The 23,502-nt window shown below is 65.0% G+C and carries 18 protein-coding genes and 1 pseudogene; 8 read left to right on the top strand and 11 right to left on the bottom strand.

The genetic code is table 11. The features are described from left to right. Nucleotides 1-30: 30 nt before the first annotated feature. Together CWS35_RS02405 and CWS35_RS02400 are read left to right on the top strand one after the other, a co-directional pair. Nucleotides 31-296 (top strand): annotated as a pseudogene (locus tag CWS35_RS02405) (type II toxin-antitoxin system prevent-host-death family antitoxin). Continuing rightward, nucleotides 293-709 carry a hypothetical protein gene (locus tag CWS35_RS02400; RefSeq protein WP_100950571.1) on the top strand — a complete coding sequence of 139 codons (417 nt, stop codon included), beginning with the start codon at nucleotides 293-295 and terminating at the stop codon, nucleotides 707-709. Before CWS35_RS02405 ends, CWS35_RS02400 begins: the two are co-directional and overlap by 4 nt. 53 nt (nucleotides 710-762) lie before the next feature. Here CWS35_RS02400 and CWS35_RS02395 read toward each other — a convergent pair whose 3' ends face one another. After that, the gene (locus tag CWS35_RS02395; protein WP_024581827.1) at nucleotides 763-2,352 is read right to left on the bottom strand and encodes a DHA2 family efflux MFS transporter permease subunit; all 1,590 of its coding nucleotides are present in this window, start codon (nucleotides 2,350-2,352) and stop codon (nucleotides 763-765) included. 15 nt (nucleotides 2,353-2,367) lie between these two features. Beyond that, complete coding sequence (locus tag CWS35_RS02390; RefSeq protein ID WP_371682831.1) at nucleotides 2,368-3,630, bottom strand: biotin/lipoyl-binding protein; 1,263 nt, start codon at nucleotides 3,628-3,630, stop codon at nucleotides 2,368-2,370. A 206-nt stretch (nucleotides 3,631-3,836) separates the two neighbouring features. Here CWS35_RS02390 and CWS35_RS02385 point away from each other — a divergent pair, with 206 nt between their 5' ends. After that, nucleotides 3,837-4,550 carry a TetR/AcrR family transcriptional regulator gene (locus CWS35_RS02385; protein WP_100950567.1) on the top strand — a complete coding sequence of 238 codons (714 nt, stop codon included), beginning with the start codon at nucleotides 3,837-3,839 and terminating at the stop codon, nucleotides 4,548-4,550. A 552-nt stretch (nucleotides 4,551-5,102) separates the two neighbouring features. Here CWS35_RS02385 and CWS35_RS02375 read toward each other — a convergent pair. Both CWS35_RS02375 and CWS35_RS02370 read right to left on the bottom strand, forming a co-directional pair. Then, on the bottom strand, nucleotides 5,103-5,819 hold the full coding sequence (locus CWS35_RS02375) for a dihydrofolate reductase family protein (RefSeq protein ID WP_024581830.1): 717 nt from the start codon (nucleotides 5,817-5,819) through the stop codon (nucleotides 5,103-5,105). A 131-nt stretch (nucleotides 5,820-5,950) separates the two neighbouring features. Then, complete coding sequence (locus CWS35_RS02370; protein ID WP_100950565.1) at nucleotides 5,951-6,925, bottom strand: magnesium transporter CorA family protein; 975 nt, start codon at nucleotides 6,923-6,925, stop codon at nucleotides 5,951-5,953. A gap of 208 nt (nucleotides 6,926-7,133) precedes the next feature. On the opposite strand from CWS35_RS02370, the gene CWS35_RS02365 reads away from it, so the two are divergent. Both CWS35_RS02365 and CWS35_RS02360 read left to right on the top strand, forming a co-directional pair. Further along, on the top strand, nucleotides 7,134-7,412 hold the full coding sequence (locus CWS35_RS02365; protein WP_024581832.1) for a metal/formaldehyde-sensitive transcriptional repressor: 279 nt from the start codon (nucleotides 7,134-7,136) through the stop codon (nucleotides 7,410-7,412). A gap of 22 nt (nucleotides 7,413-7,434) precedes the next feature. After that, on the top strand, nucleotides 7,435-8,505 hold the full coding sequence (locus CWS35_RS02360) for a nickel/cobalt efflux transporter (protein ID WP_100950563.1): 1,071 nt from the start codon (nucleotides 7,435-7,437) through the stop codon (nucleotides 8,503-8,505). A gap of 104 nt (nucleotides 8,506-8,609) precedes the next feature. On the opposite strand, the gene CWS35_RS02355 is transcribed toward CWS35_RS02360, so the two are convergent. The 5 genes from CWS35_RS02355 to metF form a co-directional block, all read right to left on the bottom strand. Beyond that, nucleotides 8,610-11,153, bottom strand: coding sequence for an HWE histidine kinase domain-containing protein (locus CWS35_RS02355; protein ID WP_024581834.1), 2,544 nt, complete (start codon nucleotides 11,151-11,153; stop codon nucleotides 8,610-8,612). Continuing rightward, entirely contained in the window at nucleotides 11,150-11,758 is a 609-nt protein-coding gene (locus tag CWS35_RS02350) for a biliverdin-producing heme oxygenase (protein WP_157817062.1), read from the bottom strand. Before CWS35_RS02350 ends, CWS35_RS02355 begins: the two co-directional genes overlap by 4 nt. A gap of 95 nt (nucleotides 11,759-11,853) precedes the next feature. After that, on the bottom strand, nucleotides 11,854-12,513 hold the full coding sequence (gene maiA / locus CWS35_RS02345) for a maleylacetoacetate isomerase (RefSeq protein ID WP_100950561.1): 660 nt from the start codon (nucleotides 12,511-12,513) through the stop codon (nucleotides 11,854-11,856). Between the two features lie 167 nt (nucleotides 12,514-12,680). Then, on the bottom strand, nucleotides 12,681-16,559 hold the full coding sequence (gene metH, locus CWS35_RS02340) for a methionine synthase (protein WP_100950559.1): 3,879 nt from the start codon (nucleotides 16,557-16,559) through the stop codon (nucleotides 12,681-12,683). Between the two features lie 3 nt (nucleotides 16,560-16,562). After that, nucleotides 16,563-17,477: a methylenetetrahydrofolate reductase [NAD(P)H] gene (gene metF / locus CWS35_RS02335; RefSeq protein WP_100950557.1), complete on the bottom strand. Its 915-nt coding sequence runs from the start codon at nucleotides 17,475-17,477 to the stop codon at nucleotides 16,563-16,565. 383 nt (nucleotides 17,478-17,860) lie between these two features. On the opposite strand from metF, the gene CWS35_RS02330 reads away from it, so the two are divergent. Next, nucleotides 17,861-18,883 carry an LLM class flavin-dependent oxidoreductase gene (locus tag CWS35_RS02330; RefSeq protein WP_100950555.1) on the top strand — a complete coding sequence of 341 codons (1,023 nt, stop codon included), beginning with the start codon at nucleotides 17,861-17,863 and terminating at the stop codon, nucleotides 18,881-18,883. Nucleotides 18,884-18,935: 52 nt separating this feature from the next. Here CWS35_RS02330 and CWS35_RS02325 read toward each other — a convergent pair whose 3' ends face one another. Together CWS35_RS02325 and CWS35_RS02320 are read right to left on the bottom strand one after the other, a co-directional pair. Further along, the gene (locus CWS35_RS02325; RefSeq protein ID WP_100950553.1) at nucleotides 18,936-19,796 is read right to left on the bottom strand and encodes a prephenate dehydratase; all 861 of its coding nucleotides are present in this window, start codon (nucleotides 19,794-19,796) and stop codon (nucleotides 18,936-18,938) included. Nucleotides 19,797-19,874: 78 nt separating this feature from the next. Then, entirely contained in the window at nucleotides 19,875-20,615 is a 741-nt protein-coding gene (locus CWS35_RS02320; protein ID WP_024581841.1) for a 3-deoxy-manno-octulosonate cytidylyltransferase, read from the bottom strand. A 201-nt stretch (nucleotides 20,616-20,816) separates the two neighbouring features. Between CWS35_RS02320 and CWS35_RS02315 the strand changes: the two genes are divergently transcribed. Next, nucleotides 20,817-21,365 carry a cytochrome c family protein gene (locus CWS35_RS02315; RefSeq protein ID WP_024581842.1) on the top strand — a complete coding sequence of 183 codons (549 nt, stop codon included), beginning with the start codon at nucleotides 20,817-20,819 and terminating at the stop codon, nucleotides 21,363-21,365. A gap of 215 nt (nucleotides 21,366-21,580) precedes the next feature. Next, complete coding sequence (locus CWS35_RS02310) at nucleotides 21,581-23,485, top strand: extracellular solute-binding protein (RefSeq protein WP_100950551.1); 1,905 nt, start codon at nucleotides 21,581-21,583, stop codon at nucleotides 23,483-23,485. Nucleotides 23,486-23,502 lie beyond the last annotated feature (17 nt).

Here is a 23,502-nt window from a genome sequence, read left to right as displayed (position 1 = left end):
GCAATTACGTAGTTGCTGTATTTTACAGCAATTCTGGAGCCGAGCATGACCGAGTACTCGACCAGTGACCTTTCGCGGAAGTCGGGGACATCATCGCCGAAGCGCTTCGGCGGCCGGTGACCATCACCCAGCGGAACAAGCCGCGCCTGGTGCTGTTGAGCATCGAAGACTACCGCCGTCTCGTCAGCAGAGCCGACACGCGGAAAGCCGGTCGGCTCGAGACCATGCCCGACGATGTGTTCGAGGGCCTCAAGGAAGCAATCAGCGCCTATGAACAAGACGGCGAGGAGACGTGAGTCTCGACGACCTTCGCACTGGCTGCGTGATCCGATTTCGCTATTTGTGGGTCCGCGAGGCTGAACGTGGCGAGACCGAAGGCCGCAAATCTCGCCCGACCGCGGTCGGCGTAAGGATCGCTCGCGCAAAGCGCGGCGACGTGTTGGTGCTCTTTCCAATCACCAGTCAGCCGCCAGCACCCGATCGCTTCGCGGTGGAGATTCCCGAGATCGAGAAGCGCCGTGCGGGGCTCGAAGCCGCGCTTCGTCTCTGGATCATTCTGGATGAATACAATCAGGATGTCGTCGATCAGTCATTCTATCTCGAGCCGATGCCGCCGTTGGGGCGGTTCAGCAAGGCATTCTTTCTGCCGCTGATGAAGCAATTCATTGCGCGTCGCGCCAACATCCGCGGCGTCAACCGTCACCTCTAAAGGGAACGCGTCACCAGGGGAGGCGCCGCGCTCGTTTGATCAGCCGACGATGCTCAATGCGCCGCAGGCGCGGCGCCGCCGAGCTTGATGTTGCGCAAGGTCAGTGCCAGCGGGATCGCCGACAGCGCGATCAGCATCAAGACCCAGAACGCATCCATGTAGGACAGGAACGAGGCCTGGGTCTGCACCTGCTGGCCGATCCACTGCACCGCCTGCTGTTGCGCCTGCAACAGCGAATTGCCCTGGGCGACGAAGAAGTCGGTCATCCGGTGCAGCGTGTCCTGGTACTGCGGGCTCGACGGCGTCAGCTGCTCGACCAGCCGGCTCTGGTGGAACTGCTCGCGATGCGTCAGCACGTTGGAGACCAGCGAGACGCCGATCGAGCCGCCGGTGTTGCGCGCCGCGTTGATCAGTGCCGAAGCCTGGTCGGTCTTGCCGGCCGGGATGCCGTCGTATGACGCCGCCATGATCGGAATGAAGATCAGCGGCAGGCCGACGCCGATCAGCATTCGCGAGCGCGCCATGTACCAGAAGCCGAGATCGCCATAGACATTGGTCATGCTGTACATCGAGGCCGCGATGACCAGCGCGCCGAGGATGATCAGATATTTCGGCTGCACCTTGGCAGCGAGCCGGCCGACCACGAACATCATCGCCATCGTCACCACGCCGCCGGGCGACAGCACGAGGCCGGCCCAGGTCGCGGTGTAGCCGAAATCCTGCTGCACCAGCTGCGGCAGGAACTGGGTGGTTGCGAGCAGGATCGCGCCGGTCGCCAGCATCACGAGGAAGCTCGCGCCGAATTGCCGGCTCGCGACCATCCGCAAATCGATCATCGGATTGCGGCGGGTCATCTCCCACGGGATCATCAGCACGAATGCGACGGCGCAGACCGCCGTTGACATGACGATGAAGGACGATCCGAACCAGTCATCCTCCAGGCCACGGTCCAGCGTCACCTCGAGCGCGCCGAGGAAGGTCGCGACCAGGGCGAAGCCGATGAAATCGAACGAATTGTCCTGCTTCTTGTCCTTGGGCTTTGCTGGCTCCTGCAGCACCGCCGCGATCAGGGCGATCGCGAACAGGCCGACCGGGGCGTTGATCAGGAAGCACCAGTGCCAGGACAGGTTATCTGACAGCCAGCCGCCGAGCGTCGGCCCGACCACCGGCGCCACCACGACGGCGATGCCGAACACCGCAAATGCCTGGCCGCGCTTGGACGGCGGAAATGCGTCGGCGAGGATCGACTGCGCCACCGGAACCATGCCGCCGCCGCCGAGGCCTTGCAGGATCCGGAACAGCAGCAGCGCGTTGAGGTTCGGCGCGAAGCCGCACAGGATCGAGCTTACCGTGAAGATGCCGAGGCAGATCAGGAAGAACGTCTTCCGCCCCAGCATCTTGGCGAGGAAGCTGGAGGCGGTGAGGATGATGGCGTTGGAGACCAGGTAGCTCGTCACCACCCAGGAGGCTTCATCCTCGCTGACGCCCATGCCGCCGGCGATATAGGGCAGCGCGACGTTGGCGATGGTGGTGTCGAGCACCTCCATGAAGCTCGCCAGCGCGACCACGATGGCGATCAGCCAGGGATTGACGGTGACGCGCGGCGCCGGGAAGCTTTGGGCATCGATTGCTGCTGCACTCATGACAGCCTCCTGCGATCACAGTCTGCCAAGACGCTCGATCAGCGACGGCGCGGGATTGATCCGCACGGTGGGCACCACCGACATGCCCGGGCCGAGCGCGACGTCGGTCGGCGGGTTGTCCATCACGATCTTCACCGGCACGCGCTGCACGATCTTGACGTAGTTGCCGGTGGCGTTCTGCGCCGGCAGCAGCGAGAACGCGGTGCCGGAGCCGGGCTGCACGCTCTCGACATGGCCGTTGATGGTACGGCCGGGATAGGCGTCGATCCGCATCGTCACCTTCTCGCCGGGGCGCATCTTGTCGAGCTGGATCTCCTTGAAGTTCGCGGTGACCCAGGTCTGGTCGGGCACGAACATCGTCAGGTTGGTGCCGGCCTGCGCGAGTTGGCCGACCGCGGCCGAGAGGTTGACGACGCGGCCGGGCTGCGCGGCGGTCACCGTCGTATAGGACAGGTTGAGCTTGGCCTGGTCGCGCTGCGCTTCGGCTTGGGCGAGGTTGGCGACCGCGCTCTTGCGCTGCGCTTTCAGCGATTCCACCTGGCGCTGCGCCAAATTCAGCTGCGCCTGCGAGCTCAGCAGCGCGGACTGCTGCTGATGCAGTTGCGACGTGTACTGCTCGGAATTCTGCACCGTGCCGTAGCCGGTCTGCTCGAGATGCTGGTAGCGCGTCGCCTGCTGCTGGGCGAATGTCAGCGCGGCCTGCGTCTGGTCCACCTGGGCCTGATTGGCCGCGATCTGCGCCTGCTGCACGTCGAGTTGCGCGTCGACATTCTCGATGCTGGCCCGGGCGGCGGCGACCTGGGCCTCGGCCTGCGCCAGTGCGACCTGGTAATCGCGGTCATCGAGCCGGGCGATCACGTCGCCGGCCTTGACGTGCTGGTTGTCGGTGACGGGAACCGCGGTGATGTAGCCGGAGACCTTCGGGGCGAGCGCCGATTGCCGCGCCGCGATGAAGGCGTCGTCGGTGGATTCGAAATGCTCGGCGTAGTCCATATAAAGGTACCCGCCGCCGAGCGTGGCGGCGAGCAGCACGGCGCCGATCGCCGAGACCACCGGGCGGCGGCGCAGGAAGCCACGCGGCGCCTTGTCGGGGTCTTCCTGAAGAGCTGCCGGCGGCGTCGGCTGCCTATTGGCCGGGCGCTCCTGCGCCGGCGCCTTTGCGGTGGTCTCCGGCCGGTCGGACCTGGTGTTGGGCTCATGGGAGGCGGGAACCGAGGGCGCGCCCTCGATGGCTTCGTGCCCCGGTTGGTCGCGCTCCAAAACAGTGTCTTCGAACATGATGGCTGCTCCTGGCTGATAAGCGAGGTCTGCAAGGCCTGCGCAAAAGGGAACGAGACCGTTCCGTTTATCCGCGACAAATAGTCTCGCCGCAGCGCAGCGTCAATAGGAACGGAACTGTACCGTTCTATTTACAACTAGATGTGATAGGACTATATTACCGGGCGTTACCGGTACGACCGGCCAATGGAACCCGGGGGAAGGCAATGACAACTAGTACCTTGAGGAAGCCGCGGACACCGAAGGCAAAGCCAGTCGAGGTGCGCGCCGGCCGGCCACCGAAGGAATTGGCCGGCGAGGTCGACGCCCGCATCTTCGATGCCGCCCGCCGGGTCTTTCTCCAGCGCGGCTTCGAAGGCGCGAGCATCGACGAGATCGCCGAAGTCGCGCGCTCTGGCAAGCGCACGATCTATGCGCGCTTCCGCGACAAGCGCGCGCTGTTCACCGAGGTGGTGACACGGGACATCCTGTCCCGCATCGCTGAGTTCAAGGCGGATGCGCCGGTCGGCGCGACGGTGGAGGAGCGCCTCACCAGCGTTGCCTCGACCCTGCTGCATTGGGGGTTCGACGCCGACCGGATCGGCCTGATGCGGCTTGCCATCGCCGAGGCGCACCGCTTCCCCGATCTCGCCGCCACCGTCAACCGCAGGGCGCGCGCACTCAGCACCGAGCTCGGCGTGCACCTCTTGCACGACCTGACGCAGTCCGACGAACTCGGCAGGCTGCCGGCCTTCTCGCCAAAGCAACTGCCGACCACCGCGCGCCTGTTCCTCGACATCATCGCAGTGCCGATGCTGCTGCGGGCGCTGTTTGAGGTGGATCTGAAGGCGCTCGACCCGGAGATCGACGCACATGTCGCGCGCGGCGTCGCGTTCTTCGTCGCTGCATGTCGGAATGGATTCCAGGTCGAACCCGATTGATCCGGGAGTTGATGCCGGACGAATCCGCGCGCCGGGTTGCGGGAGCGGGTTGTTGCAAGGCCTGCTGCGCCCTCCGCAGCGAGCGGAGGCGCACGCTATCCGACGTTTCATGAATTTTCGATCACGGGCTGAATGTCGGGGACAGCTCGCGCGTTGTCATGAAATTGCAATGCGGCGTTGGTCAGATCGTCATCTGCTTAGCCTGCGGGTCGGACCACCAGCGCGGCTAGGGCGGGGTCACTCGTGTTACGCGGCCGGGTGGCCCCGCTGGTGGCCGGAGGCGGCGTTCCGGCTGAACCGTCAGCCGGTAAGCGATCAGCATCGATCCATCGAAGACCTCGAGCGCAGTCTCGCAGACCGGGCAGCGGTATTCGCCGTTGCTGCCGGGCTCGGACCAAAGCTCCAGCCGCCACTTTCTCATCCGCACGTCCCCTCAGCTGACGTCCACGGATGACTGTTTAGCAAGTCCAGAGCCACGGGGCCATGTTCCGCGGCGATATCTCGGTTGCTGCGATCGTCTCAGCCTGCCTGGAAGCCGGGATTCGCTGGGGCTCAGCCCGGGGCGCGCTCCACCGCATGGCGCAGCCAGACCATGCCGCCTTCCAGCGTCTCGCAGTGCGTGAGGCGGAGCGACTGGCCGGCCCCGGGACGATCGCCGTCCGGGCCGTGATAGTCGACGATGCATTGCGATCCGGCGACGCCATCGACCGCCGGAAAGATCAACGTGCTGAATTCGTCGATCAGCCCGTGCTTGAGAAATGCGCCGTTGATGCCGCCGCCGCCCTCGAGCAGCAGCGTCTTCGCACCGAACAGGGCGGCAAGCTGCGCCATCGCACCCGCCAGATCGTCACCTTTGGCGCCGGCGAAGACGTAGGACGCGCCGTCCTCGCGCAGTTCGGCGAGATGGGCGTCGGAGACCTGTTCGCCGAGCACCGCGACCGCGTGATCGCCGCCGACATTGTCCTTGCCGAAATGCACGCGGCCCGATGGATCGATGCCAACCGCGAGCTTGCGGCCGTCGCGGTTGCCGAGATGCGGTTCGCGCGGCAGCTTCGGCGGGTTCTTGATCTGCCGTTCGGTGCCCTTGGCCATCTCGTTCATGGTGACGCGACCGATGATCCATCCGTCGGCATTGAAGCCGTCGTGGATCTTCTCGTAATGGGCACGCAGCACGTCGGCCGCGATGCCGGCGGCAGGCTTGGTGAAGCGGCTGGGATGAAGCCGGCCGTCGATCGACGTGCCCATGTGGCAGATGATGTGAGGGCGCATGAGACAAACTCTTCGGTGAAGCGGTGCAGTGATGACGGTGCGGCGGGACCACGGCTACTTCTGATCTAGGCAGCCGCAGCCACTTTCTCAACGCCGACAACACGGCGGTGGTTCAAACTCCGCGCCGGCTCTCAATCGAACCAGCCGCGCCGCTTGAACCAGAACAATGGTAGCAGGCCGCTGGCGACGATCACCGCGCAGGCCAGCGGATAGCCAAATGCCCAGCCCAATTCCGGCATGTCCTTGAAGTTCATGCCCCAGACGCCGACCAGGATGGTCGGGGGCACGCCGACCACCGACACGATAGTCAGGATCTTGAACAGGTCGTTCTGCTGGATGTTGATGAAGCCGAGCACGGCGTCGAGCAGCAGCTGAATCTTGTCGGACAGCCTCGTCTCGTAGTCGCCGAGCGAGGCGACATCGCGCGAAACCGCCTCGAGCCGCCGCTTCGATGCGGACGTGATCCATTCATTGCCGACGTCGTCGGCGAACGACGCGACCCGGCCGACGCCGAGCAGCACGTCGCGCGCCTTCGCCAGGCGATCGGCCAGTTCGCCGATATTCTCGAGCGCTTCACGTAGCCTGCGGCTGGAGCGCACCGGGCGCTTGGTGCGCACCAGGCCACCCTTGAAGACGCCCCGCGACAGTTGATCGGTCTTGGCGCCGAGGTGCTCCAGCACGTCGGCGCCGCGATCGACCATGGCTTCCAGCAGCGCGGTGAACACGCACATGCCGTTTTGCAGGCTCTTGTCGGTGTCGATCCGCTTCATGACATCGTCGAACGTGCTCAACGCCGCGAACCGCACCGTGACCAGCACGCGCGGGCCGATGATGAAGCCGATATTGGTGATCTCGGCCTCGTTGTTGGCGTCGAGCCGCACCGCCGGCGAGCTCAGATAAAGCCGGTCGTGGTCGCTGATGAGGCGGCTGGAAGCCTCGATCTGGCCCAACGAGCTCTCGGTGGGGACGCGGATGCCGAGCACGCGCTCGACGAACCGCTTTTCCTCCTCCGAGGGAGTAAGCAAATCGATCCAGATAATCTCGGACGGCAATTCGGCGCCGATGCTCTGCCAGTCATCGGTCGCCGACCTGTAGAGCTTTAGCACCTGGTGGGGCTCCGTACGGGTTTTCGCGGGCTGCGGCGCACGACAATAGCGAGGCCCGCTGGCCGGTTCCATGCATCAGGCCGGGGCAGGCCAGTTGCGAAAGCCGGCGTGACGGGTGAGCGAGGTGGGGCGTATGGCCATCATGGGGCGCAGGAGCCGCGTATCGCAAGGCTTGACCGAAAATAGGGTACCCCCCTATACTACAATCATGTCACACACGATCAAGCACAAGTCCAAGCTCGTCGGCCGCGTTCGCCGCATCAAGGGTCAGCTAGAGGCCGTTGAGCGGGCGCTGGAGGCCGAGATCGGCTGTGCCGACGTGTTGATGCTGGTGGCGTCGGTTCGCGGCGCCATCAACGGACTGACTGCGGAATTGCTCGAGGATCACATCCGCCATCACGTCGTGGATCCCTCCCGGGAAAAGGACCCCGAGAAAGCCCAGGGCGCCGCTGACCTGATCGACGTCGTTCGCACCTATTTGAAGTAGCGCTCGCCCGGAAGTGAAGCACATGGCCGATCTGTCTCAGCTGCTCCAGCAGGGCAGCGCCCATGCATGGCTGTTCATCCCAAGCGCGATCCTGCTCGGCGCACTGCATGGTCTCGAGCCCGGCCACTCCAAGACGATGATGGCGGCGTTCATCGTCGCGATCCGCGGCACGGTGTTGCAGGCGGTGCTGCTCGGCCTGTCGGCGACGATCTCGCACACGGCAATCGTCTGGATCATCGCACTCGCGGGTCTGCATTTCGGCCAGCAATGGTCCGGTGAACGCAGCGAAGCCTGGCTGCAACTGGTGTCGGCGGTGATCATCATCACGATCGCGGCCTGGATGGCCTGGCGCACCTGGCGCGAGCAGCATTCCGAACACGATCATCACCATGACCACGATCATCATCACGACGAAACGCGCCAGCTGGTGCTGGCCGGGCAGCCGTTGACGCTCGAAATGTTCGAGGACGGCGTGCCGCCGCGCTGGCGGTTGCGGAGCGACGCCGGCGCGCTGCCGGGCGCCGGCGAGGTTGAAGTCGTCACGATCCGCTCCGACGGCAGCGAGCAATATTTCCGCTTCGCCGAGCAGAACGGCTATCTGGAGAGCATCGTTGAAATTCCGGAGCCGCATGCCTTCAAGGCGCGCGTGTCGGTGCGGGCGGACAGTGTGGAAATCCTGTTCGAAGAGCATGACCACATGGATCTCGGCGATGCCGACGATGCGCATGCGCGCGCGCACGCCGCCGACATCCGCAAGCGCTTTGCCGGGCGCACGGTCACGACCTGGCAGATCATCCTGTTCGGCCTGACCGGCGGCCTGATCCCGTGTCCGGCGGCGATCACGGTGTTGTTGCTTTGCCTCCAGCTCAAGCAGTTCAGCCTCGGCTTCGTGCTGGTGCTCTGCTTCGGCATCGGCCTTGCGATCACCATGGTCTCAGCCGGCGTTGCGGCCGCGCTGAGCCTTCGTCATGTCGAACGTCATTGGAGCGGCTTCAGCAGCTTCGCCCAGCGCGCGCCCTACGTATCGGCCGCGCTGATCGTGCTGGTCGGTCTCTACACCGGCTGGTTGGGGCTGCACGGGATCGTCGCCTAGCCGGTCATGCCATTAATCCGATGCGGATGCTTGATCCGCTCCGTCAGATCCGACCGAGGGGTATGGGCACGACAGCCGTCGCCGGGATGGCCAGGAGAGGATATCTAGGCTCCCGCTGCATCCCGCAGCTTGGCTAGCGCTGCTTCCACCACGTCGCGGGTGTACGGTTTCTGCACCACCGGCGCTGATTCCAGTTCGGCCGGGATCGGGGCGCGTTCGCCGTAGCCGGTGGCGAACACGAAAGGCACCTTCAACTCCGACAGCCTGGTCGCGACGGGGATCGAGTTCTCCGAGCCGAGGTTGAGGTCGAGCAGCGCGAAGCCCGGTGTGCTGCGCTCGATTGCGGCGAGCGCCTGCGACACCGAGGCGGCCGTCTCGACATGGCGCGCGCCGAGTTCGAGCAGGATTACCTCCGCACCCATGGCGATGATCAGATTGTCCTCGACGATCAGCGCCGTTCCGGAAATGCGTTGCGCGGCATCGGCTTCGGATTCGAGCTTGGTTGCGATACCGGACATCGACATCAGTTCCACAAAATTCGCCGGGATCGTGAATTTCGCCTGCACGCCGAGCAGGTCGAAACGCAGCTCGGCGTCGCCCTTGAGGTCGAACGGGATCGAACGTTCGATGATCGTGGTGCCGAAGCCGCGCCGCGAGGGCGGCTGTACCGGCGGCCCGCCGCTCTCCTTCCAGTCGATGACGAGGCTCGAATTGCGGTCGAGCTTCCAGACGATCTCGACCTGCCCGGTGGAGTCGGCCAGCGCGCCGTATTTCGCCGAGTTCGTCATCATTTCGTGGACCACGAGCGCGAGCGTCGCGAACGCCTTGGGATCGAGCGCGACGTCCGGGCCGCCCATCTGGATGCGTCCGGCCCGGGAGCCGAGATACGCGCCGGCCTCCGACTCCACCAGCGTCTTCAGCGCGACCGGCGCCCAGTTCAGGCTGGTGATCTGGTCATGGGCGCGGGCCAGTGCCTGGATCCGGCCGCCGAGAACGCCGGAGAACTCCTCGACGCTGGTCGCGGTGTCCTTGCTCTGGGCGACGAGGCCGCGCACCAGTCCAAGGATGTTGCGAACGCGATGATTGAGCTCGGCGATCATCAGCTCCTGCCGCTCCTGCGCGCCCTTGCGCTCGCGCGCGGCGAGGTCGGCGAGTTGCAGGATCACCTCCAGAAGGGTGATCCGCAGGCTCTCGGCGATATGCAGGTCGGCCTGCGTCCAGGGCTTGGATTGGCCATGCACCACCTCCTGCCACAGCTCGAAGCTCTTGCGCGGCGTCAGCCGCGGACCGTGCGGACCCGTGGTGTAGACCTTCTCGGGCGCGCCGCCCCAGTTGACCGATTGGGTCACCTCGCGGCGGAAGAAGATCAGGCAGTCGCGCGGCACTCGCGAGATCGGCACCGCGAGAAAGCCCGCGGCGCGGTCGCGGAAGGCGCCGCCGGCGGCATAGACCTTGGCGATCTCCGCGCTCGCGGTGATGCGGCCTGGCGAGGTCCGGTTGATGAAGCCGACCAGATCTTTGACCTCGGCCTCCGTCGGCGTCTGGCCGGACAGCTTGATCTCGCCATTGGACCAGATCGCGATGCCGTCGCATTCGATCATCTTGCGATAGTCGTCGACGAAATCGAAGATTGCGCGCTGGCTGTGCTCATGGGTCGCGGCGGCCTCGATCAGCCGTTCCTGGATCTGCTGGGCGCGCGTCTCGTAGGCAATGGTCGCCTCGCGCTCGCGGGTCTCCAGGATCCAGGAGAACATCTGGCCGAACAACTCCGCCGCGGTGCGACGCTCGAACGAGATGTGGTGCGCGGAGTAATGGTGACAGGCGAACAGCCCCCACAGCTTGCCGTCGCGCAGGATCGAGACCGACATCGAGGCGCCGACGCCCATGTTCTGTAGATATTCGATATGGATCGGCGACACCGAGCGCAGCGTGCTCATCGAGAGATCAAGCAGGCCCGCGCTGTGAGTCGCCGTCGACAGCAGCGACACCGGGGCCGCATTGACGTCGGCGATGATGCGCAGCCAGTTGCGGGTATAGAGCGCGCGTGCCTGCTGCGGAATGTCGGAGGCCGGGTAGTGCAGGCCGAGGAAGGTTTCGAGACCGGCCTTGGCGACCTCGGCGATGACCTCGCCGGAGCCGTCGGCGGCGAAGCGATACACCATCACGCGGTCGAAGCCGGTCAGGACCTTGACCTGGCGCGCGGCTTCCTGCGCCAGGTCGGTGATGCCACGGGTCTTGCGCACCCGGCCGAGCATCAGGCGGACCAGCTCGCCCGAGTTCACGTCAGGTTCGATCACCGACGGTTCGGCCTCGATCACGAGATAGGCGCCGGAGAAGTGGATGGCGACGTCGAACGGCCTTCCGCCGTCCTGCAACGTCACGCCGAACAGGCGCTCGGTGGCGTCCGGGCCGGTGAGATAGTCGACGCGGGTTCGGATCGCCTCGATCGCGGCGTCGGAGAAGATGCTCTCGAGCGGCCGCTGGAAGATCTGGCCAGGCTCGCGGCCGAGATAGCTCGCCACATTGTCCGAGGCCATGCAGACCGTGAAGTCCGATTGCAGTGCAATCAGGAAGCCGAACGGCTGCACGCTGCCGGGGATGTGGATCGGCTCGCGGTCGCAATTGGTGAGGTCGACTTGCAGCTTCATGGTTGGCTCGCGGCTGTGGCGAACAGGGCGAAGGCGCGGCGAGCGGGTACGATGAGGTCATCCTCGTCGGTCAGCTCCGCAGCGTGGCGCTCGAGCAAGGCGAGGAAGCTCGGCCAGAGCTGCTCGCCAGTGCCATGTCGAAGAAAGCCGGTAGCGGCACGAATGCGGGCATTGGCCGTGCGGTCGACGTGCCGCAGCAGGTACGCCGCGCCGAGGCGGGAGCCTTCCAGCACATACAGGGTGCCGAGCAATGCAGGGCGATCGGCTATGGCGGGCGGATCAAGTGGCTGGACCGAGCCGCCGATCGCAGCGAGATCGGCCAGCATGGCGCGGCTGCGGGCGCGGCGATCCCAGTCGGCGACGAGCTTGCGAACCCCGCCCGCGATCAGCGCACGCTCCAGCGGCAGCAGCGCCGCGGCGTTGATCTCGAGGAAACGGCGATAGCCGGCGAGGGTGGAGAGGTCGATGGTCCCGAGCGTGGCGTCGAGGTCTGCGTGATCCGCGGCTGTGGCGGCTTTCAGGACGCTGCGGAGAGAGGTGCGAGGTCGACCGGCGAAATGGTTGGAGACGACGAGAAGCGGCGTCGGACTTGCAGTTTCCGGCATCAGAGTCCTTCAGGTATGAGCGCAATGATGGCCGGCGGCCGGGCGATCACTCGAACGCCAACGCCTGACGGAACTTCAGGTTCCGGAAAGCGCCATTATTTCGCCCGCATCGCCTCCGGCGTGTCCGGCTGGGCGGAAGGATGGGCCCTGGCGAAGGCCGGCAATGCCACGGCGGCCTCGTGGATGCGCTTCACGGTCGGCCAGGGCGACAGGCTGATCTGCTGGTTGATCGCCGCCGTGACGTGGCCGACCAGGCAGATGTCGGCGACGGTCGGCGTGTCGCCGTGGCAGAGCCGGCCGGTCGCCTTGTGGCCGGCGAGGTGGCCTTCGAGCGCGGCCAGCGTCTCCACCGTCCAGTGCCGCCGCCAGGCATTCTGCTGGCTGTCGCGCAGATCGAGCTCGCGGTCGAGATAGCGGCGCACCCGCGGCGTCAGCAGCGGATGGCCCTCGCAGGCAACGATCAGCGCCAGCCCGCGCACCCGGGCGCGGCCGAGCGCATCGGCCGGCAGCAGCGGCGGATCGGGATAGGTCTCGTCGAGATAGTCGATGATTGCCAGCGACTGGAACAGCACCGTGCCGTCGTCGGTCACCAGCGCCGGCAGCGCCATCTGCGGATTGATCTTGCGATAGGCATCGGCGCGATGCGCGTCGGCATCGATGTCGACGAACACGGCCTCAGTCGGCACCTGCTTGAGGTTGAGCGCGATCCGTACCCGAAAGCTCGCCAGCGATCGCCAGAAGGAGAAGAACTGCATGGGGCACGCGCTCCATTCTTCTTCCCTCTCCCCTTGTGGGAGAGGGGGACGCGATGCGGCGGCATCGCGGACGGGTGAAGGGCCTGTCTCCGCGGACAAAGACCCCTCATCCGTCGCGGACAATGTCCGCGACACCTTCTCCCACAAGGGGAGAAGGGAGGAAAGAGCTACCCCGCCCCCACCTTCTTCTTCCGCCACGCCAGATGCACGCCGCAGGTGCAGCCGGCCGGGTGCGAGGCCAGTTCCTTGGAGGCCAGTTCCTTGGATGTCTCGTCATTGGCGGGCGTCGCGGCCGGTGCGATCACGGTCTCCTTGGCAGCTTCCTGCGATGGGATGTAGTTCAGGATCGGCGCCAGCCAGCGCTCGATCTCGGCGACCGTCATGGCCTTGCGGGCGGCATAGTCCTCGACCTGGTCGCGCTCGATCTTGCCGACGCCGAAATAGAAGCTTTCGGGATGGCTGAAGTAGAGCCCGGAAACCGACGAGCCCGGCCACATCGCAAAGCTCTCGGTCAGCGTCACGCCAGCGGTGTTCTCGGCATCGAGCAGCTTGAATAAGGTCTGCTTCTCGGTGTGGTCGGGCTGCGCCGGATAACCCGGCGCCGGACGGATGCCGTCGTATTTCTCCAGGATCAGTTCGTCCGCCGACAGGGCCTCGCCGGACGCGTAGGCCCAGAACTCCTTGCGCACGCGCTGATGCATGCGCTCGGCAAAGGCCTCCGCCAGGCGATCGGCCAGCGCCTTGCACAGGATCGACGAGTAGTCGTCATTGGCGTTCTTGAAACGGTCGGCGACCGCGTCCTCGCCGATCCCCGCCGTGACCACGAAGCCGCCGATATAATCCGGCACGCCGGTCTCGACTGGCGCGATGAAATCGGACAGCGCGGCGTTGAACCGGCCCTCGCGCTTCTCGAGTTGCTGACGCAGCGTGTGCAGGGTCGCGATCGTCCTGGTGCGGGTCTCGTCGGCATAAACAGCGATGTCGTCGCCGACGGCGTTGGCCGGCCAGAAGCCGATGGTGGCGCGGGCAGTGAACCACTTCTCCTGGATGATCTGGTCCAGCATCTTGCGGGCGTCGGCATAAAGCGAGCGTGCAACTTCGCCGACCACGGTATCGTCGAGGATCGCCGGGAAGCGGCCAGCCAGCTCCCAGGTCTGGAAGAACGGCGTCCAGTCGATGTATTCGGCGAGCTCGGCGAGATCATAGGCGTCGAAGCTCTTCAGCCCGAGGAATGCCGGCTGCTTCGGCGGCGCCGCGGCGAAGTCGATCGTGACCTTGTTGGCGCGGGCGTCGGGAAGTTTCAGCCGCCTCTTGTCGGCCTGGGCACGGAAATGCGCCGCGGAAATCTTGGCGTATTCGGCGCGAACCTCGGCGGCATAGGCCTGCTTCTTCTCCGTCGACAGCAGCGAGGAGGCGACGCCGACCGCGCGGCTGGCGTCATTGACATGCACGACCGGGCCGCCCGGATAGTTCGGGTCGATCTTGACGGCGGTGTGCACGCGGCTCGTGGTGGCGCCGCCGATCAAAAGCGGCACGTTCATGCCCTGCCGCTCCAGTTCACCGGCGAGGAAGCTCATCTCGTCGAGCGAGGGCGTGATCAGGCCGGACAGACCGATGATGTCGGCGTCCTCGGCCTTGGCGGTCTCGATGATCTTGTTGGCGGGCACCATCACGCCGAGGTCGATGACCTCGAAATTGTTGCACTGGAGCACGATGCCGACGATGTTCTTGCCGATGTCGTGGACGTCGCCCTTCACGGTGGCGAGCACGATCTTGCCGGCCGTGTTGCGGCCCTCGGCGCCGCCGTTGGCCCGGTTGCGCGCCTTCTCCTCCTCCATGAACGGCATCAGATAGGCCACCGCCTGTTTCATGACGCGCGCCGACTTCACGACCTGCGGCAGGAACATCTTGCCGTCGCCGAACAGGTCGCCGACCACGTTCATGCCGGCCATCAAGGGCCCCTCGATCACGTCGAGCGGGCGCGTCGCGTTCTGCCGCGCGGCCTCGGTATCGGCCTCGATGTACTCGGTGATGCCGTGCACCAGCGCGTGGCTGAGCCGCTTCTCGACCGGCCATTCGCGCCAGGCGAGATCCTGCTCCTTGGTCTGCTTCTCCTTGCCACGGAATTTTTCCGCCAGCGCCAGCAGCCGCTCGGAGGCACCGGGATCGCGGTTGAGGATCACGTCCTCGCAGACCTGACGCAGCTCGGGATCGATGTCGTCATAGACGATCATCTGCCCGGCATTGACGATGCCCATGTCCATGCCGGCCTTGATGGCATAGTACAGGAACACCGAGTGCATCGCCTCGCGCACCGGTTCGTTGCCGCGGAACGAGAACGACAGGTTGGAGACGCCGCCCGAGATGTGGGCGTGCGGCAGGTTCTGCCGGATCCAGCGCGTCGCCTCGATGAAGTCGACGCCGTAATTGTTGTGCTCCTCGAGGCCGGTCGCGATCGCGAAGATGTTCGGATCGAAGATGATGTCCTCGGGCGGAAAGTCGAGCCGCTCGACCAGGATGTCGTAGGCGCGCTTGCAGATCTCGGTCTTGCGCTTGAACGTATCGGCCTGTCCGGTCTCGTCGAACGCCATCACCACCACGGCCGCGCCGTGGCGCTTGGCCACCGTCGCCTCGTGCAGGAACTTCTCCTCGCCTTCCTTGAGCGAGATCGAGTTCACGATCGGCTTGCCCTGGATGCACTTCAGGCCGGCCTCGATGACGTGGAATTTCGAGGAGTCGACCATGACCGGTACGCGGGCGATGTCCGGCTCGGAGGCGACGAGGTTGAGGAACTCGACCATCGCCTTCTCGGAATCGAGCAGGCCTTCGTCCATGTTGACGTCGATGACCTGGGCGCCGTTCTCGACCTGGTCGCGCGCCACCTGAAGCGCCGCGGTGTAGTCGCCCGCGGTGATCAGCTTGCGGAAGCGCGCCGAGCCGGTGACGTTGGTACGCTCGCCGACGTTCACGAACGGAATGGCGTCGGTCAGCGTGAACGGCTCGAGGCCGGAGAGCCGCAGTCGCGGCTCGATCTCGGGCACGACGCGCGGCTTGTGGGGGGCGACGGCTCTGGCGATCGCCGCGATATGGTCGGGCGTGGTGCCGCAGCAGCCGCCGACGATGTTGACGAGGCCGGCAGCGGCGAATTCGCCGATCAGCCGCGCCATGTAGTCCGGCGTCTCGTCGTACTGGCCGAACTCGTTGGGCAGGCCGGCGTTCGGGTAGGCACAAACCAGGGTGTCGGCGACGCGGCCGATGTCGGCGATGTGGCCGCGCAGATCCTCGGCGCCGAGCGCGCAGTTGAAGCCGATCGTGATCGGCCTGGCGTGCTTCACCGAATGCCAGAACGCCTCCGGCAATTGCCCGGAGAGCAGGCGGCCGGATTTGTCGGTGATGGTGCCGGAGATCATCACCGGCACGTCGATGCCGCGCTCTTCCATCAGCTCGGCGATCGCGTAGAGCGCCGCCTTGGCATTCAGCGTGTCGAAGATAGTCTCGACCAGCAGCATGTCGGCGCCGCCATCGAGCAGGCCGCTGGCCTGTTCACGATAGGCCTTGCGCAAATCGTCGAAGGTCACCGCGCGGTAGCCGGGATTGGCGACATCGGGCGAGATCGAGGCGGTGCGGTTGGTCGGGCCGAGCGCGCCGGCGACGAAGCGCTCCCTGCCGTCTTCGGCCGACACGCGATCGGCCGCGGCGCGAGCGAGCCGGGCGCCTTGCAGGTTCAGCTCATAGGCGAGCTCCGACATGTCGTAGTCGGCCTGCGCGATCGAGGTCGAGGAGAAGGTGTTGGTCGCGACGATGTCGGCGCCGGCGCGCAGATACGCCGCGTGGATGTCCTCGATGGCCTTGGCTTGCGTCAGGATCAGGACGTCGTTGTTGCCCTTGATGTCGCGGTGGAAATCCTTGAAGCGCTCGCCGCGAAACGCGGCTTCGTCGAACAGCAGGCCCTGGATCACCGTGCCCATGGCGCCGTCGAGCACCAGGATCCGTTCGCGGGCAGCCGCGAGCAAGGCGGTACGCTTGGCAGAGACAGCAATGGTCATGGATCAGGCAGCCTTCTGTGCGCCATTCGGCCGAATGCCGAGCAGATGGCTGACCGCGAACACCAGGTCCGCGCGGTTCATGGTGTAGAAGTGGAAGGTGTCGACGCCGCGCTTGAACAGCTTCTGCACCTGGCCGGCGGCAACGGTGGCCGCGACCAGCTTACGGGTCTCGGCATCGTGGTCGAGGCCGTCGAACTTCTCGGCAAGCCAGCCCGGCACGCTGGTGCCGGCGCGGGTGACGAAATTGCGAGCCTGCTTGAAATTGTGCATCGGCATGATGCCCGGCACGATCGGAATCTCGATGCCGCGCGCCCGCACCTTGTCGACATAGCGATGGTAGAGGTCGTTGTCGAAGAACACCTGGGTGATCGCGCGTGTCGCGCCGGCATCGACCTTGGCCTTCAGCGTATCGATGTCGGCGTCGAAGTCGGCGGCTTCAGGATGCTTCTCCGGATAGGCGGACACCGAGATCTCGATGTCGGCGTGGCGTTTCTTGATGCCGGCGACGAGTTCGGCCGAACTCTGGTAGCCGTCCGGATGGGTGAAGTAGGGCGTACCGATGCCGCCGGGCGGATCGCCGCGCAGGGCCACGATGTGGCGGACGCCGACCTCGTGATAGCGGTCGACGATCTCGTCGATCTCGCTCCGCGAACTGCTGACACAGGTCAGATGCGCGGCCGGCAGCAGATCGGTCTCGCGCAGGATGCGGGCGATGGTGGCATGCGTGCGCTCGCGGGTCGAGCCGCCGGCGCCATAGGTGACGGAGACGAAATTCGGCGTCAGCGGCGCCAGGCGATTGATCGTGTCCCAGAGCGTGCGCTCCATCTCCTCGGTCTTCGGCGGGAAGAACTCGAACGAGATTTTCGGAACGTTTGGCGTACGGTGCCCATTCGGCACGGGAGAAACGGTCTCGGTCATGATACGCAACGGCTCCGCGAGGCAGATGGCTGGCCTGGATATGGAGGCCCCAAGATAAGCGAAACGGGCCGGATCAAACAGCCCATCGGATATGGGAAATTGCCCATTTTAGGAAGAGTAGATGATAAAATCGGCGATCTGGGACAGCTAGTGGGTAGAAGGTTTGTCTAGTGGGATACAAGTATAATTTGTTGATATAAAACGACTAAATTCATGATACTTGATCCGGTTGCGGATTGCAACTGTCCGTGGGCAGGATGACTTATGGACGAAATGATGTATTTTGTCCCAATATCCGTGACCGGTGCCGGCATTCCCTCGCGGGACAGCTCTGCACGCCGGGGGTCTTTGTCGCCTCATGACGCCACACTAGGCTGTCGGCCATGATCCCGCTCTCCGTCCTCGATCTGTCCGTCGTCACCACCGGCACCAAGCCAGCCGCTGCACTGCGCAACAGCATCGATCTGGCGCGCCATGTCGATGGTCTCGGCTATGTCAGGTATTGGCTCGCCGAACACCACAACCTCGCCTCGGTCGCGAGCCCGGCACCCGATCTGATGATCGGCCAGATCGCGGCGGTGACGCAGCATATCCGGGTCGGCTCCGGCGGTGTGATGCTGCCCAACCATGCGCCGCTGGTGGTGGCCGAGCGGTTCAAGATGCTGGAGGCGCTGTTTCCGGGCCGCATCGACCTCGGCCTCGGCCGGGCGCCGGGTACCGATGGCGCGACCGCCTACGCATTGCGCAGCCGGCTTGATCGCCGCGAGGGCGACGACTTCCTCGAGCGGCTGCACGAATTGACGTTGTGGGAGACGCGCGATTTCCCGGCCGGCCATCCCTACAACAATGTCGTGGCGGTGCCGGATGATTCGCCGCTGCCACCGATCTGGCTGCTCGGCTCGAGCGATTATTCCGCCGAGCTCGCCGCCCAGGTCGGGATGGGCTTTGCGTTCGCGCATCATTTCGCCACCCATGACGCGGTTGCGGCGATGTCGAATTATCGCGCGCATTTCAAGCCGTCGGGCTGGCGCGCGGCGCCGCAGGCGATCCTGGCGGTTGCCGCCGTCACGGCGGAGACCGACGCGGAAGCCGAGCGGCTTGCGCTGTCGGCGGATCTCAACCGGCTGCGCCGCGATCGCGGCCAGTATCTGCCGCTGCCGAGCGTCGAGGAAGCGGAGGCCTATCCCTACACCGACGCCGAGCGGGCCTCGATCGCGCGCAACCGGGCGCGGCTGTTCGTCGGCAGCCCCGCCACCGTGATGACGAAGCTGGAGCCGCTGGTCGCTGCAAGCCAGGCGGACGAACTGATGGTGATCACCGCGGTCTACGACCACGCGGAGCGGAAGAAGTCGTACGGCCTGCTGGCTGAAGCGTTCGGGCTTGCGAAAAAGGAAGGCGCATCATGAGCGTCGTCCCGGCCTGCGCCGGGACGACGCTGGGAAAGATTGCGCGTGCGACTCAATCCTGCGTTTCGCTGAAGGTGGCGCGGAAAGGGTGGCCTGGATAGACGCCGACGATGCGGAATTCGCGCGAGAAGAATTTCAATTCCTCGAGCGCAAAGGCGAGGCCGCGGTCGTCGGGGTGACCGTCGACATCGGCGTAGAATTGCGTGGCGAAGAAATTGCCGTCGACCATGTAGCTTTCGAGCTTGGTCATGTTGACGCCATTGGTGGCGAAGCCGCCCATCGCCTTGTAGAGCGCGGCGGGCAGGTTACGCACCCGGAACACAAAGCTGGTGACCAGCGGCCCCGAGCCCTGCGTGGCCCATTTGGCCTCGCGGGCCAGCACCACGAAGCGGGTGGTGTTGTGGGCCTCGTCCTCGATATCCTCGGCGAGAATGTCGAGGCCATAAATGTCGGCGGCGAGGCGGGAGGCGATCGCGGCCACGCTCTTGTCGCCGCGTTCGGAGACATCGCGGGCGCTGCCGGCGGTATCGCCGGCGACGATAGGCTTGATGCCGAGCTTGCGGATGGTGCGCCGGCACTGGCCGAGCGCCTGGACATGGCTCTCCACGCTCTTGATGTCGGCGAGCTTGACGCCCTTGATCGCCATCAATTGGTGGCGGATCGGCAAGAACCATTCGCCGACGATGAACAGGCCCGAGGCCGGCAGCAGGTGATGGATGTCGGCGACGCGGCCGGCAACCGAATTCTCGATCGGGATCATGCCGAGATCGGCCTCGCCCGAGGCGATCGCGGCCAGCGCGTCCTCGAAGGTCGGGCAGGGCATCGGCTCGGCGTCGGGATAGGCCTCGACGATCGCGATATGGGAATTGGCGCCAGGCTCGCCCTGGAACGCGATTTTCAGTTTCTTGGTCATGGGTGGCTTTTTAGAGCATGATCCGGAAAAGTGGAAACCGGTTTTCCGAAAAGATCATGCTCAACAAAGAGATGCGGCTCAGGCTTTGGAAAGGATTCTGCGGGCGGTTTCGAGATCGGCCGGGGTGTCGACGCCGCGCGGGACGGTGTCGACGATGGTGACGTCGATGCGCATCCCGGCCTCCAGTGCGCGCAACTGTTCGAGCTTCTCCTGCTGCTCCAGCGGCGAGGGCGGCAGCGTGACGAATCGCTCCAGCGCGGCGCGGCGGTAGGCGTACAGACCGATATGATGATAGCGCGGTCCGTCGCCATGGGGGGCGGTGGCACGGGTGAAATACAGCGCGCGCAAGCGGTTGGCACCGATCGGGGAGCCGATCGCCTTAACGACGCTGGGGGCCTGATCCTCCTCCTCGGTATGGATCTGCGAGGCCAGGGTCGAGATATCGACGGCGGAGTCCGCCAGCGGCGGCATCACGCTGCGGATCGTGTCCGGGGTGATGGTCGGGAAATCACCTTGCAGATTGACCACGATTTCGGCGCTGCCGCCGGGGTCGAGGATCGTCATCGCCTCGTGAATTCGGTCCGAGCCGGAGGGATGGTCGGCGCGGGTCATCACGACCTCGCCGCCCGCGGCCTTCACCGCGGCCGCGATCTCGGCCGTGTCGGTGGCCACCGCAACCCGGCCGATCCCGGCCTCCTCGGCCCGCCGCAGCACATGGACGATCATCGGCGCGCCCGCGATATCGAGCAGCGGCTTGCCGGGCAGTCGGGTGGCGGCCATGCGGGCCGGAATCAGCACCAAGGTACGGGATTGCGTCATTCGTGTCGGGGCCCGTCCGGGCTGCGGAAATTGCCGGGGAGGCGGTTGAATTCGGCGCGTTTATACGGGTTGCCAGAGCGCGGGCAAACCGATATCTCAACCCTGCCTGGGGGGAGGCACGAAAGGTCGATTCCCGGGTCTTTCCCCGCGGCCGTATTCCCGGCCTGAAGTCGACATTCAAGGCCCGGAGCCTGACCGAAAATGGACTCCTTCGAACTCAACAAAATCCTCGGTGCGGTTCTCGGCACCTGCATCGTCGTCCTGGTGATGAGCTTTGCCGCCGGATCGGTGTTTTCCGCGAAGCTGCCGGAGAAGCCGGGATTTGAGATCGCGGTGAAGGAAGAGTCCCATGGCGCCGGCGGCGAGGCTGCTGCGGCGCCGGCCGAGCCGATCGAAAAGCTGTTGCAGACCGCCTCGGTCGAAAAGGGCGCCGCGGCCGCCAAGAAGTGCGCCGCCTGCCACACCTTCGAAAAGGGCGGCCCCAACCGTGTCGGTCCGAACCTCTACGGCATCGTCAACGAGGCCAGGGGTGAAGGCCGCGGCTTCAATTTCTCGGCCGCGATGAAGGGCAAGGGCGGCACCTGGACCTTCGACGACCTCAACAAGTTCCTGACCAATCCGAAGGGCTTCATCCCGGGCACCGCGATGGGCTTCGCCGGTGTTCCGAAGGACAGCGAACGCGCCGACATCATCGCCTACCTGAATTCGAACTCGGAGCACCCGGCTCCGATCCCAACTGCCTCGAAGTAACGATTTGCTTCGCGCCACCCCGCGAACGAAACGGCCAGGCAATGCCTGGCCGTTTTCGCATGGGGAATCCGCTGTCGCGGGTTTGTTATCGGGACGTTTCGCCGCAGCGGTATTGTTCCCGGGCAATTATCATGAGGAAAAAGCAACGTAATCTGTCGAACCGTTGCCTTATATTGGGTCCCATCTAGGCGGGGCTGCAAGCAGGAAGACCGAATTTGGCGATCACCCGACGACACCTCCTTCAAGGCAGCGCACTGGCGGCAATCGCGCCGGCGCTCGGACTGAACCCCAGCCTGTCGGCGATCACGCCGGCATTCGCCGACGATGCCCCGAACGGGCTGAAATGGCGGCACGGTCTCTCGACCTACGGCGAAATCAAATACCCCGCCGACTTCAAGCGCTACGACTACGTCAATCCGGATGCGCCCAAGGGCGGCGTGGTGCGGTTGTTCCAGCCCGGCACTTACGACAGCTTCAACCTCGTGGTTGCGGGCTTGAAGGGCACGGTTTCGGCCGCGGTCGCCCGCATCTATGACTCACTGATGGAGGCTTCGCTCGACGAGCCCGACACGTATTATGGCGAACTCGCCGAAGGCGCGACCTTTCCAGATGACTTCTCCTACGTGACCTACCGGCTGCGGCCGGGGTCGCGCTGGCACGACGGCAAGCCGGTCACGCCCGAGGACGTGATCTTTTCGTTCGAGGCGTGGAAGGCCAATAGCCCGATGTTCAGCGGCTATTATCGGCACATCACCAAGGCCGAGAAGGTCGGCGATCGCGACATCAAGTTCACCTTCGACAGCCCGGGCAACCGCGAGCTGCCGATGATCACCGGCCAGCTCATCATCCTGCCCAGGCACTGGTGGGAGGGTACTGACGCGCAGGGCAACAAGCGCGACGTCACCGCGAGCACGCTGGAGCCGCCGCTCGGCTCCGGTCCCTACAAGATCAAGGAATTCGTCGCCGGCCGATCCGTGGTGCTCGAGCGCGTCAAGGATTACTGGGGCAAGGATATCCCGATCGCGGTGGGGCAGAACAATTTCGACGAGTTGCGCTACGAGTATTTCCGCGACGACACGGTTGCGCGCGAGGCACTGAAGGCCGACCAGTTCGACTGGTACGGGGAGCGCAGCGCGAAGGAATGGGCGTCGGCCTATGACGTGCCGCCGGTGCGCGAGAAGCGGTTGCTCAAGGAGCTCTTCACCGTCCGCAATCAGGGCCGGATGCAGGGCTGGGTGTTCAACCTGAGGCGCCCGAAATTCACCGATGTCAGGCTGCGCCGCGCCTTCAACTACGCGTTCGATTTCGAAGAGATGAATCGCGTGCTGTCGACCGGCGAGTACCATCGCGATTCCAGCTATTTCGACGGCATCCCCGATCTGATGGCGACCGGCCTGCCGGAAGGCAAGGAACTCGAGATCCTGGAGACCGTGCGCGACAAGGTGCCGCCGGAGGTTTTCACGACGCCGTACAAGGATCCGGTCGGAGGCACGCCTGAAAACGTGCGCGCCAACCTGCGCGAGGCGACGCGGCTGTTGAAGGAAGCCGGCTTCGAGATCCGCGACCGCAAGCTGGTCGATTCCTCCGGCCAGCCGTTCACGGTCGAGATCCTCGGCATCAGCGGCGATTCCGGCATGGAGCGCATCGCGCTGTTCTACAAGCCGAGCCTGGAGCGTCTCGGCATCACCGTCAATCTGCGCGCCGTCGACACCGTGCAGTACCAGAACCGGGTGCGCGATTTCGATTTCGAGATGGTCACCCAGGTATGGCCGCAGTCGATCTCGCCCGGCAACGAGCAGCGTGACAATTTCAGCTCGCAGGCGGCCGATCGGCCAGGCTCGAACAATCTCCCCGGCATCAAGAATCCGGCGGTCGATGCCATCATCGAGCGCATCATCTTCGCCGGCAGCCGCGCCGATCAGATCGCCGCCGCCAAGGCGCTGGACCGGGTGTTGCTCTGGAACTTCTATTGCGTCCCACACTTCAACTACGACAAGCAGCGCTACGTGTATTGGGATCGCTTCAGCCGTCCCGACCCGCTGCCGAAATACGGCGTCTCGGGATTCCCGAATCTCTGGTGGTACGACGCCGACAAGGCGGCCAAGCTCAAGCGTTCATAAGATCGAAGGATTCGCGC

The organism is Bradyrhizobium sp. SK17 (genome assembly GCF_002831585.1).
Classification (GTDB): domain Bacteria; phylum Pseudomonadota; class Alphaproteobacteria; order Rhizobiales; family Xanthobacteraceae; genus Bradyrhizobium.
The sequence above is the reverse complement of the archived record's forward strand: the minus strand, read 5'-3'. Positions and strand labels throughout refer to the sequence as shown.